The following is a 12,867-nucleotide window of genomic DNA, read 5'->3' on the forward strand; positions in this document are numbered from 1 at the left end:
CATGTCCGGCTCTTTAGTGCTCCGCACCGGCCTTGCCATCGCGGCCCTGGCAGTCACTTCCGCCCTGCCCGCCCAGGTCTGGCGATCGGATCAGGGCGACGGCACCTATCGCAATCCGGTCCTGTTCGCCGACTATCCCGACCCGGATATCATCCGCGTGGGCGAGGATTTCTACTTCGCCACGACCACCTTCGCCAATGCACCCGGCATCACCATCCTGCATTCGAAGGACCTGGTGAACTGGCGGATCGCCAGCCATGTGATCAAACAGCTGGACGGCGATCCCCGCTATGATCTCAAGGAGGGCGGCGCCTATCGCCACGGCTTCTACGCGGCGAGCCTGCGCCACCATGACGGCCTCTTCACCATCGCGGTGACGCCGGTGGGGCACAAGACGCGCATCTACCGTGCGGCGCGGATCGAAGGACCCTGGACCTACAAGGAACTGGACATCGAGGCCTTCGACCCCGCGCTGTTCTTCGACGATGACGGGACGGCCTATATGGGCACCTCGGTCGGCACCGACGGGACGCTGACCCTGCTCACCCTCAACAAGGATCTGAGCGCCATCGCCGCCACGCGGCAGGCCTATTACAACAAGGGCGCTGAAGGATCGAAGATCATCCGGCACAATGGCTGGTATTATCTCTTCAATGCGATCCCGTCCAAGCTGGCGATGACCGTGTCCCGCTCCCGCAGTCTCTGGGGGCCGTGGGAAACCCGCCCCTCGATCGACGACAAGACCGGCGGACACCAGGGCGCGATCGTCGATCTGCCCGACGGGAGCTGGTACGGCTTCGTCATGGTCGATGCGGGCGCGATCGGCCGGATGACCAACATCAGCCCGATTTTCTGGAAGGACGAATGGCCGGTCTGGGGCACGCCGGACGCACCGGACCGGGTACCCGACCGATCGCCCAAGCCGATCCAGGGGCTCCCCTTCGCCGAACCGGATTCGTCCGACGACTTTTCCGGCCCGAGGCTCGGCCTGCAATGGCAATGGAACCATAATCCCGACGACAGCCGTTGGTCGCTGACGCAGCATCCCGGTTTCCTGCGCCTGCACGCGACGCAGGCCGACGTCATCTGGACCGCGCGCAACACGCTGACGCAGAAGGCGCAGGGGCCACGCGCCCGAGCTGTGGTGAAGCTCGACACCAGCGGCATCAGACCGGGTGATGTCTGCGGCTTCGGAAGCTTCGGCAAATATAGTGCGCAGCTTTCGGTCGTCGGCGGCCCGAAGGGCACCCGGGGCTTGCAGATGCAATTGACCGAATCCACCAGCGACGGCCCCCGCACGCAGCTTCGCGTACCAGCCCGGCCGATCGAGGGACGCGCGCTCTGGCTGCGCACCGACATGGATTTCGGAGCCCGGGAAGGACGGGTTGCGTACAGTCTCGATAACCGCCGCTGGACCGAATTGGGCGGGGCCTTCCCGCTCGCCTTCGACTGGCGCACCGGCACCTTCCAGGGGCAGCAACTCGCCTTATCTTGCTATAATCCGGAGCCGGGAGGCGGCTATCTGGATGTAGACAGCTTCACCCTCTCCGCCCTCCCCACAGGAGAAGGATCTTGAGCGTCAGCCGTCGCGAAGCCGCCGCGGCCCTTGCCACCGGCACACTCGCGCTCGCCGCCCCGCCGGGGCGCGGCAACGCCAGGAGCACGGCGTCCGCGTGCCCCCTCACCCTCTGGTATCGCCAACCCGCCGGGCAATGGACCGAGGCACTGCCCATCGGCAACGGTCGCCTGGGCGCGATGCTGTTCGGCGGACCGGCGCAGGAGCGATTGCAACTCAACGAGAGCAGCCTCTGGGCCGGCCAGCCCTATGATCCCGTCAACCCGCAGGCTGCGGCGATGCTGCCCAAGGTCCGCCCGCTCATCTTCGAGGGAAAAATCGCGGAGGCCGAAGCCTTGGCCAACGAAACGCTGATGGCCCGGCCGCTTGCGCAGATGCCCTATCAGACGCTGGGCGACCTGATGCTCGACTTTCCCGGCATCGGCGCCATCAGCGGTTACCGGCGCGACCTCGACCTCGACAAGGCCATGGCCACCGTCCGGTTCGCGGCGGGCAAGGTCCGGCATATGCGGCAGGTCGTGGCGTCCCCCGACCATCAGCTTATCGCCGTGCATCTGAGTGCGTCCGGGTCCGGCAGGCTCGATGTCGATATCGGCCTTCATTCTCCGCAGCGGGATGTGAATGTGGTGGCGGACGGGCCTTCCGGCCTGCTGATGACCGGGCGCAACGGCGCATCGAGCGGCATCGAGGGCGGTCTCCATTTTGCCGCACGCCTCTCCGCACGGTGGGAAGGCGGACGAGCCAGCCACTTGCCGGATGGAAGGCTGGGCCTGCGGGGAGCGAGCGCGGTGACGCTGCTGATCGCCATGGCCACCAGCTACCGGCGGTTCGATGACATTGGCGGCGATCCCATCGCCGCCACAGCCGCCACCATCTCCAGGGCGCACGGCCATGACTTCGCGCGCATCGCCGCCGACACCGCGGCAACGCATCAAAGGCTGTTTCGCCGCGTCGCCATCAACCTCGGCACATCGGCCGCCGCCGCCCGTCCCACGGACGAGCGCATTGCCGCATCACAGACGAACGACGATCCGGCGCTCGCCGCGCTCTATTTCCAATATGCCCGTTACCTGCTGATTTCATCGTCGCGACCGGGCGGTCAACCCGCCAATCTCCAGGGATTGTGGAATGACAGTCTGAACCCGCCCTGGGGTTCAAAATATACCATCAACATCAACAGCGAGATGAATTATTGGCCCGCTGAACCGACAGGACTTGCCGAATGCGTGACGCCGCTGATCGAAATGGTGCGGGAACTGGCCGTCACAGGTGCCAGGACTGCCCGGACCATGTATGGCGCGCGCGGCTGGGTCGCACATCACAATAGCGACCTCTGGCGCGCGACCGCACCGATCGACGGCGCGCAGTTCGGCCTGTGGCCCACGGGCGGCGCATGGTTGTGTACCCATTTATGGGACCATTATGATTATGGCCGGGACCGCGCTTATCTCGCCAGCATCTATCCGCTGATGGCGGGCGCGGCGCAATTTTTCCTCGACACGCTGCAACGCGACCCGGCAACCGGATGTCTCGTTACCAACCCGTCCATGAGCCCTGAAAATCCGCACGGCCATGGCGGCACCATCTGCGCCGGCCCGACGATGGACATGGCCATATTGCGCGACCTGTTCGGCCAGACGATCGAAGCCGCCACGATCCTTGGCATTGACGCAGCGCTGATCGGCGAAATGCGTGCCGCGCGCGAACGGCTGGCCCCTTACAGGATCGGCCGGCAGGGGCAGCTTCAGGAATGGCAGCGGGATTGGGATGCCGATGCACCGGAACAGAACCACCGGCACGTTTCGCACCTCTACGGCCTCCACCCTTCCCATCAGATCACGCCGGACGACACGCCCGAACTGGCAGCGGCTGCGCGCAGGACGCTGGAAATCCGCGGCGACCGGGCGACGGGCTGGGCCACCGCCTGGCGCATCAACCTCTGGGCGCGGCTGCGGGAGGGGGATCATGCCCATGCCATATTGCGCTTCCTGCTGGGACCGGAACGCACCTATCCCAATATGTTCGACGCCCATCCGCCCTTCCAGATCGACGGCAATTTCGGCGGCGCGGCGGGGATCGTCGAAATGTTGATGACCAGCCGTGGCGACCGTATCGACCTGCTGCCCGCCCTGCCGAGGGCCTGGCCCGACGGGCATATCCTCGGCCTGCGCGCACGAGGACGCTGCGGCGTCGACCTGCACTGGCTGGGCGGCCGACTGGACCGCGCAACGTTGCGCCCGGAACTGGATGGGGAAAGGACCATCCACCTCGGCGAACGCCACCGCACCTTCCAACTCAGGGCCGGAACCCCGCTCACCGTGACCGCGAAGGATCTTGCATGACGCCGCGCCGCCTTTTCCTTACCCTTGCCATGCTCTGCGCCGGCACCACCTTGTCCGCGCAGACCGTCGATCCGCTCGCGCCCACCGGCCGGTGGAGCGCCTATCAGGGCGGACGTGCCGAATTGCCACCCATGGGCTGGAACAGCTGGAACGCCTTCTTCACCGAGATCGACGAAGAAAAGCTGATGGGTTCGGCGCAGCGCATCCTCGACAGCGGCCTCGCCCGAAAGGGATATCGCTACATCAATATCGATGACGGCTGGTGGCTCAGGCGCCGGACCAGCGACGGCAGGCTGATGATCCGGTCGGAAAAATTCCCCTCCTCGCTGACGGCGCGTGGCGATCCCTCCTTCCGCCCCCTGACAGACCGGCTCCATGCCATGGGCTTCAAGGCGGGCATCTATTCCGACCTCGGCCGCAACATATGCTCGCAGGCCTATTCGAACGGGGAGGCTCAACTGCCCGAAGGCACGATGGCGGAACGGGAGGTCGGGCTTTACGGCCACAGCGATCAGGATATCCGTCTCTTTTTCGCCGATTGGGGCTTCGACGCGATCAAGGTCGACGGCTGCGGCATCCGCGCTTTCGCTGCCGATGCCGAGCGGGTCCGTAATGGGCAATATCGCGCCTTGTCGCCATTGATCGACCAGGCATCCACCACCCGGTCCGATATTCCGGCCGTCAAGGCGCTGTTCGCGGACATCAACCGGTCGCTTGCCCGTCACAATCCGGACGGCGACTATCTGCTTTCGCTCTGCATCTGGGGCAGCGCCGATGTCCGCGCCTGGGGCAAGGATGTCGGCAACATCTCACGCACCAGCGACGACATCTCGCCCGACTGGAGCCGGATGCTCACCAATTATGACAGCGCCGTGCGACGGGCACTCTATGCCCATCCCGGCTCGTGGAACGACCCCGACATGTTGTTCATCGGTGCCGGAGACTTTGACGAACGGCATCTCACCGAAGCGCGATCGCATTTCACGCTCTGGGCGATGATGAACGCACCCCTGCTGATCGGCGCCGACATGCGCAAGACGCCGCAACCGCTGCTCGATATCTTCGGCAATACCGGTCTTATCGCGATCAATCAGGACCCCGCGGGCAATCAGGCGGTCATCGCCTTCGACAGTGACAGCCTCCAGATACTCGTCAAGACATTGGCCAATGGGGACAAGGCGGTTGCTCTGTTCAACCGGGGAATCGCATCGGTGGATGCCGTGCTGACGGCCGATCATCTCAAATTGCGTCCGGACCGCCCAATCGCGCTCCTGGACCTTTGGACCGGAGCCACAAGCGGCTTCACGAAGGAAGTGAAGCTTCGCGTCGAGCCGCGTCAGACACTGGTTTTCCGTGCCTCGGGCGACCATGCGCTGGCTGATGGCCTCTATCTGTCGGAGCAGCCGGGCGGCGTCAATCCGGCGATCGATGGCGTCGTCCAGCCTCAGGCCGATCCCACCACCTATCGCTCCATCCCCGGCTGGCGCAGCACGCGCGGCATCGGGGAGCGGCCCATCTATGCGGGCTGGGGCGGCGCCATGGCGGACGCGACGCCCTATAACCAGCCGCTCATGATCGCAGGCCGGTCCTTCACCGCGGGCATCGGCATTCTCGCCAATTCGCGGCTGGAGGTGCGGAACACGGGTTTTGCGCGCTTCACTGCCCAGGTCGGGGTGGACGACAGCGCGGGGGACGGCGGTCAGTCCGTCCGCTTCTTCCTCTACGGCGACGGTCGGCCGCTGGCGAGCACGCCGCCCCTGCGGCGCGGTTCGGCCGCCTATGCCATGTCGGCCCCGGTGAAGGGAGTGGCGATCCTGGAACTGGTCGCCCGCGCAGAGGGCGTCACGGGCAATGCGGTGCCCGTGACCTGGGGGGAGGCTGCGCTGCGCCGCTGACCCTCGCCTCTTCCGTCAGTGTGCCGGTATGACCGGCAGTTCGAAGGAGCCGACCGGCAGGGGCGCCTCGTCATAAAGGTTGATGACCGGCGACTCCGCCCAGGCATGGCGTACCCGTACCGCCGGACGGCCGTCGCCAGCCAGCAGCACACGATTTCCTTCCGCCCGGCCGGGAACGAAACGGCAGCTTCCCACCGCGTCGCCGCACAATTCAAAGGCAATAGCCTGATCCGCACCGCGCGTGTGCAGACCGCCGGTGAGGCCCGTAAACTCGATCGCGATACCGCCATCCTTCATCGCGACCGCGCGCGCCGCCTGCGGCCCGGTGAGCGACACCGAATCGCCATAGGCAACCGCGCGCATGGCCCTCGCCAGACGGCGCCCCACCTCCTGCTTCTCGCCCGGATGGATGTCGAACGGATCGCCCAGATCGATGGCCGTGGCGAGACCGCCATGCGCATCCCGCGCCATCGCCTGATATTGCACATGGCGCATCGCCGCCCAGCCACTTTCCCCCGGCGCCGTCACAGGGGGCCCGTAAGCTGCAAGTTGCACCGCGACGAAGGGAAGATCAGGCGAGCCGAACTGGCGCCGCCAATCCGTCATCATCGCCTTCATGCGATCCGCATAGCCGGGCAGGTCGACGTCGGACTCGCCCTGATACCAGGCGACCCCCTTCAACCCGATCGCCCCCAATGGCGCGATCATGCCGTTATAGAGCGTGCCGGAACCCGTCGTGTCACCCCACGGCACACGCGGCGCACCCGCAGGCGACCTGGCCGCCACCGCATAGCGCCACCCGCCGCCCAGCGGCAGCTCCCCGCTTTGCCCCAACGCCAATTTCATGACATCGGCCGGGCCGGACAGTCCGCCATTGGCATAATTGTCCTGCACATTGACGATCAGCACGTTGCGCCCCGGCTTCAGCACGCCGGGCGGCACGTCGAACATGCTCGGTTGCCAGCTTCGCGCGCTCATCGCCACGGGCTTGCCGTTGATCCACACCCGCCCGACATCGTCCAGCAACCCGAGCGAGAGCGTAACCGCCTGCTTCGCCTGTGCGGCAGTCAGGTCGATTTCGCGACGGAACCAGACCATCCCGTTATAGTCTGCCAGTGCGGGCAAACCCCATTCTTCCCACGGGCCGATACGGGGGACATCCTGCCAGGCGATGCCGCTATCGGGTTGCCACGGTTCCTTGCCGACGGCGTCGCCCGTCTCCCTGCGCCACCATTTTTCCCAATCGGCGCTGGCCGCGCGCTCCGCCGCGAAAGGATCGCGTCCGTGGAGCGAAACCAGAGCCGATTGTGCCGCTTGACCGACGGCGGCCTGCGCCCGTGCGCCCATCCACGGGCTGATCCGCGACCCGCCCCAACTGCTGGCGATGGCACCGATCGGGACGCCCGCCGTCTTGCGCAATTCACGCGCCATATAATAGCAGGCGGCGGAGAAATCCGGTACACTGTCCGGCCCCGCGCGCCGCCAGGACGGGGCCTGTTTGAAGTCACGCAACGGATCGTCCGCGACCGCGCGCGGCACCAGCATCAGGCGCAACTGATCGTCGGCAGACGCTCTGATCTGTCCCACGGCATCCTGCGCATTCCGTACCTCCAGCTCCATATTGGACTGGCCCGAGCAGAGGAACACGTCGCCCACCGCAACATCCTGCGCGACGATGTTACCCGATGGCGCCTGCGCCTCCAGCAGCACCGGCCCCGCTGTGGCGAGCGGTTCGAACCGCGCTTCGAACCTCCCCTCCTTGTCTGCGCGGACCTGACGAACCTGACCGGCCAATGTCACCGTGACCGTTTCCCCCGAATCCGCTCGTCCCGTCACCGTCACCGGATGATCGCGCTGGATCACCGCATGATCCCCGAACATCGGGTCCAGACGCGGCGCTGCCAAGGCGGGCGGCGCGCTCAAAGCCAGGAGGCTTGCTGTCAGGCCAAGCTGGCAGGCTATCCGATGATGCGAAAACATGGGCCGTTCGTTCCTCCCTGTTGATGAGCAATCCTGTCCCGGACCGTTGGAAGCAGGGATAATCACTTTTGCGCATGCGACAACCGATTTTTGGTATCGCTACCATCTTCGGCGCAGAATGAATCTGCACGCCGCCTCGCAATCGAGACCATCCTGAAATCGCGATGGAGCCCGGCTGGCGCGTTCACGCTCAGCCACCACGCAGCAGCCGCATCACCAATGTTCGGATCCGACCATAATTGCCTTGCGCCAGCGGCCCCAGGACGCCGCGCTGCTCCGCTGGCAGATGCGCGAGCGGATGCCCGTTCGGACGGAACACATAATGATCGAAATAAGCGCGCCAGGCGGCCCGTTCAGGCTCCGGGCGCTCGGCCACGGCGATCATCGCCAGCAGCATGGCGGTATAGGGAGAATCGGGCCCTGCCGCGAATCCGTCCCACCAATAGTTGACGAGGATGTTGACGGGATCGAGTGCCTCCACCTGATGCCACCAGAGCTTGGGCAGGTATAGCGCGTCACCCGGTTCGAGATCGACGACGATCGCGCTCTCCCGTGCCGCCGCGAAACGGGGATAGGCCCGCTCGTCGGGCGCTCCGGCCGCCATCGAAACGGGCTGGCCGGAAAGCGTATGGTCGACCGGCCCGACATAAAGATCGCCGATAGCGGCAGGCGGATAAAGGGTGAAGCGCCGCCGCCCCGCGACGACGCAGGCCAGATTGTCATAGCTGTCATAATGGCAGGCAACCGTCGATCGGTTGCCGACCCATAGGCGCGGACGGACGTCGGCGCCGAGCAGAGCGCAGGGGTTTGCCTCCGCAAAGCCAGGAAAATAGGCATCTGTGGGCAATGATCCCAGATAGGCGGTTTCATCCCCGCTTCGCGCATTGCGCGTGATGCGGTTCAACGCATCGCCTATACTCGCCGTTTCCCGCGCGAAATTGAAGCCGCCCGGTCCTGTGCCATAATGATAGCGGCCGCCCAGTTCCGGCCCGCCGGAAAAATATTCGGCGCTCAAGCCAGCATCGAACCGGGCGATATAGGCAAGGACTTCAGTTCCGCCCTGACCGCTTGCCGTCACCGCCGGCCATGAGCCGACACATTCCCGGATAACCGCCGGCCTGCACGATTCCGCGAACAGGCGCAGATCGTCGGCGACCGCCATATCCCGCGCGGTAAATTCCTCGACCCGTCTTTCGATGTCCGACATGGGTCAAACCGGCATTGCCAGCCGCTCATTCCGGCGGCGCGCCATCAGTGCAATATGCTGGAGCGATCCGACCATCGCATAGGCGCATCGCATATGCCCTGCGCGAAACAGGTCAAGCGCGGTCGCATCGTCCAGATCGCCCAGGGCATCGAGGCTGATCGTGTAAAGCCCGTCGAGTCGCAGCCGCTCCCCATCGTCGAAGTTGAGCGTGATGTCGATCGGCTCGATCAGGCGGTGGGCCAGCATGGCCGCGATGAACTGGTCCGTAGCCTCCGCGCCGACCATCAAGCGGCCAAGCGCGTTCTGCACGGCCTTCAAAGACGCCGTCGGTGCGCCTTGCGCATCGAACAGCGATTCGCCCTCGCGGCCTGCAAAGCGGTCATGGGCGGAGTCGAGGGCGAGGTTCTCGCCCATGGCGAAAAAGCCCTCGCGATCCACCTCCAGCGGTCGGAATGCGGGACGGCCATCGGGCGAATCGATCAGGCATTCGCCCGTCTTGAAACCCATCAGGGCGCCCACATAGAAGGCGCCCGTTTCCGAATGTTTGGAAAACAGCATCGGGCAGGCGACGGCGGCCGCCGCGAATTCGCTGGTCACGATCCGGACGAAAGGCCCGATCTCCCGGCTGGAGCGCCGCATCCGCAATGCTGCGTGAATCTCCCCGTTCAGCAGTTCAACCCTTTCCATTTCCTCTCCTCTCCCGTCTTTTTCCCCCGGCCGCATCGCCCGCGTAACGGCTCGGCTTTTCTCCAGCAGGCGCCCCATCCTGACGGATATGGATTACACCTACAATTCCGCTTGATCATGCGTTTAGATAGCGCTACCATTTTCACCAGAAAAAAAGAAGAGCTGGGTGAGGATGATGAAATCCGCAGAAAAAATGCGGAGCAGATCACCCTGATCAAGAAAACATGATCGCCGCGGCAATGGTGCCGGGGCGTTCGGGCGAGATATTGTCTGAACAAGGGGAGGATCATGACGTATAGAGTGACCAAAGCCGACCGGGCGCGTGGCCGTGCCACGCTTGCCGCGACGGCAAGCCTGCTTGTCCTGGCGATTGCCGTTCCGGCCAGCGCCCAGGACGCCTCACAAGGCACCCCCGCATCGCGGACCAGTGAAGCCGACATCATCGTCACGGGCATTCGCGGATCCTTGCAACGCAACCTCGACATCAAGCGCGAGTCCTCAGGCGTCGTCGACGTCATTTCTTCGGAAGATATCGGCAAGTTTCCGGACTCCAACGTTGCCGCATCGCTCCAGCGCCTGCCTGGCGTATCGATCCAGCGTTCGGGTTCGCGCGGTGAACCGCAGGGTATTTCCGTTCGCGGTTTCGCCGGGGACTTCAACGAGACTCTGATCGACGGCCGCCGCATCTCGACGGCTTCGGGTGGTCGTTCGGTCGACTTCACCACGGTCGGCGCCGACTTTGTCGGCCAGCTCGCCGTATTCAAGACGCCCGACGTTTCGCTGTCCAGCAGTTCGATCGGCGCGACGCTCAACATTTCCTATCCCAAGCCCTTCGACAAGCCGGGCACCCGCATCGCGATGAGCGCCTCGGGTTCGGTGCAGGATGAATCGGGCAAGATCGTCCCGACGATCGGGGGTCTGTTCAGCACGACCTTCGCCGACGAAACGATGGGAATCTTGGTCGATGCCATCTACACGCGCCGCGACACGCAGACCAACCGTGTCTATGTGTCGGGCTGGCAGGGCGGCAAGTTCGCGCCATGTCAGTTGGCCGGCACGACAGCGACGATTTGCAATCCGGCCGATTCCGGCACCGATCCCACGCAGGTCAAGAGCGTGAACGGCTGGTATCAGCAGCAATATGGCGCCGACCAGCGCTATACCAAGGATGAGCGCATCGACGGCCGTATTGCCTTCCAGTGGCAGCCGTCCGACGACGTCCTGCTGACGATCGACGACAATTATTCCCGTCAGAAGGTCGTGACCGACATTGCGGGCTTCGGCATCTGGTTCAACCAGGGCGACCTGCGCAATGTCGAACTGGACTCGAACGGCACGACCGTCAACTTCCTCCAGGCGGGGTCCCCCACCGACTTCACGGCGGGCACAGACAAGAACATCCTCGAAACCAACCAGGTCGGCGCGAACATCAAATGGGACGCGACCGAAAATCTGACGATCGACGCCGACGCCAGCTACTCCAAGAGCCGGCTCAATCCCAACGGCCAGGTCAGCAGCGAAAATGCCGACATCGGCTATGGCGGCCTGCTCGGCACGTCCCTGGGCGTGCGGGTGACGGGCAACAGCAGCAACGCGTTCCCCGAATTGACTACCTATGGCCCCAATGGCGTCCAGTCGCGCTGGACCGATCAGGCCATTCTCGGCTCCCACGTCACCGTCCGGCAAGCGCAGAAGAACAGCGACGAAATCAAGCAGTTCCGCCTGGGCGCGACCTGGAAGCAGGACGACCTGACGGTCAAGATCGGCGCGCGCTATATGGAGGATGAGTTCTCGCTGGAGAACCGGAACACCTTCGCCAACAATTTCTGGCAGGCCTATGCCGGTTACGGCGCGCCTTCAGGCAGGACCAGCGGTGTGCCCATTCCGGCCAGCCTGATCCAGGGCACGATCGGCACCGGAAGCTGGATTCCCGGCTTCAAGGGCAACCTGCCGCCCGTGTTGCTCAACTATGATGCACGCGCCTATCAGCAATATCTGGAAGGGCTGTGGCAAGGGCCCGGAACGCCGGGATATAATAATGGTTGCTGCACCGGCTTCAACGGGACGATCGATCTCGCGCTCGATCCGGGTTCAGTTCAGAATATTCTGGAAAAGACCTGGTCCGCCTGGGTCAGCGTGAACTTCAAGACCGAAATCGCGGGCATGCCCTTCCACTTCAATGCCGGTGGCCGCGAAGAAATCACGAAGGTCATTTCAACCGGCATCGGCCGCCTGCCGACATCGATCGTAGGCAGCACGGCCGACCCGACGCTGTTGACGGTCGCCTTTACTGACGCGCAGCCCGTATCGACCAGCAGCAGCTATTCCTACTTCCTGCCTGCGCTGGACATGAAGCTGGAACTGACGCCCAATCTCCACCTGCGCTTCGACGCCTCGCGCACGTTGACCCGTCCGGCGCTCAACACGCTGACCCCGGTCCTCAACGTGGGCAGCGGCCAGCGCGTGGGCGCCCTGACCGCCACCGGCGGCAACCCGGCGCTCAAGCCTTATCTGGCGGACAATTTCGACCTCGCGGCCGAATGGTATTATCAGCGCAACTCCTATGCCGCGGTGAACTTCTTCATCAAGGACGTGTCGAACTTCATCGTCGCGGGTACGCAGCGCCAGACGATCAACAATGTGATCGATCCGTCGACGGGACAGCCGGCCGTGTTCACCGTGTCGCAGCGGGTCAATGGCCCCGAAGCGACGGTCAAGGGGGTCGAACTGGCATGGCAGCATGTGTTCGGCGACAGCGGTTTCGGCTTTAACGCCAACGCCACCTTCGTCGAAACCAACAAGCCCTATGACCGCAGCGACCTGTCGACCAGCGGCTTCGCCGTGACCGGCCTTGCGAATTCGGCGAACCTCGTGGCCTTCTATGACAAGAACGGCTTCGAGTTCCGGACGGCGGTCAACTGGCGCGACAAATATCTGCTCCAGTTCGGCCAGGCGCAGAACAACTCGGCCTTCGGCGCGGAGCCGACCTTCGTCAACTCCAGTCTTCAGATCGACCTCAGCACCAATATCAGGCTGACCGATCAGTTCAGCGTGTTCGGCGAAGCGCTCAACATCACCAACGAGACGTTGAGTACCCATGGCCGCTTCAGCAACCAGTTGCTGGACGTCTATGGATATGGCCGGCGCTTTACCGCCGGTGTTCGTTACCGCTTCTAGACT

7 protein-coding genes are annotated in these 12,867 nt (G+C 64.3%); 4 read left to right on the top strand and 3 right to left on the bottom strand.

Annotated elements, in window-relative coordinates; translation table 11 throughout:
• Nucleotide 1: 1 nt before the first annotated feature.
• From CAF53_RS19120 to CAF53_RS19130, 3 genes are read left to right on the top strand one after another with little or no spacing between them, the layout of a single operon-like run.
• A complete protein-coding gene (locus CAF53_RS19120) occupies nucleotides 2-1,576 on the top strand; it encodes a glycoside hydrolase 43 family protein (RefSeq protein WP_100239227.1) in 1,575 nt (524 codons plus the stop codon).
• Nucleotides 1,573-3,918 (top strand): glycoside hydrolase family 95 protein, encoded by a 2,346-nt coding sequence (locus CAF53_RS19125; protein ID WP_100239228.1) that lies wholly within the window; start codon nucleotides 1,573-1,575, stop codon nucleotides 3,916-3,918. The genes CAF53_RS19120 and CAF53_RS19125 overlap by 4 nt, the downstream gene beginning before the upstream one ends.
• The gene (locus CAF53_RS19130; protein ID WP_100239229.1) at nucleotides 3,915-5,813 is read left to right on the top strand and encodes an NPCBM/NEW2 domain-containing protein; all 1,899 of its coding nucleotides are present in this window, start codon (nucleotides 3,915-3,917) and stop codon (nucleotides 5,811-5,813) included. Before CAF53_RS19125 ends, CAF53_RS19130 begins: the two co-directional genes overlap by 4 nt.
• A gap of 15 nt (nucleotides 5,814-5,828) precedes the next feature.
• On the opposite strand, the gene CAF53_RS19135 is transcribed toward CAF53_RS19130, so the two are convergent.
• The 3 genes from CAF53_RS19135 to CAF53_RS19145 all read right to left on the bottom strand — a co-directional run bounded on the left by CAF53_RS19135 (nucleotide 5,829) and on the right by CAF53_RS19145 (nucleotide 9,687).
• Nucleotides 5,829-7,793: a sialate O-acetylesterase gene (locus CAF53_RS19135; protein WP_100239230.1), complete on the bottom strand. Its 1,965-nt coding sequence runs from the start codon at nucleotides 7,791-7,793 to the stop codon at nucleotides 5,829-5,831.
• A gap of 190 nt (nucleotides 7,794-7,983) precedes the next feature.
• On the bottom strand, nucleotides 7,984-9,000 hold the full coding sequence (locus tag CAF53_RS19140; protein ID WP_100239231.1) for a cupin-like domain-containing protein: 1,017 nt from the start codon (nucleotides 8,998-9,000) through the stop codon (nucleotides 7,984-7,986).
• 3 nt (nucleotides 9,001-9,003) lie between these two features.
• The gene (locus CAF53_RS19145; RefSeq protein ID WP_100239232.1) at nucleotides 9,004-9,687 is read right to left on the bottom strand and encodes a SapC family protein; all 684 of its coding nucleotides are present in this window, start codon (nucleotides 9,685-9,687) and stop codon (nucleotides 9,004-9,006) included.
• A gap of 288 nt (nucleotides 9,688-9,975) precedes the next feature.
• Between CAF53_RS19145 and CAF53_RS19150 the strand changes: the two genes are divergently transcribed.
• Nucleotides 9,976-12,864, top strand: coding sequence for a TonB-dependent receptor (locus CAF53_RS19150; protein ID WP_197707484.1), 2,889 nt, complete (start codon nucleotides 9,976-9,978; stop codon nucleotides 12,862-12,864).
• The last annotated feature ends 3 nt before the right edge of the window (nucleotides 12,865-12,867 follow it).

This window comes from Sphingobium sp. LB126 (assembly GCF_002795205.1).
In the GTDB taxonomy this organism is placed as follows: Bacteria; Pseudomonadota; Alphaproteobacteria; order Sphingomonadales; family Sphingomonadaceae; genus Sphingobium; species Sphingobium chungbukense.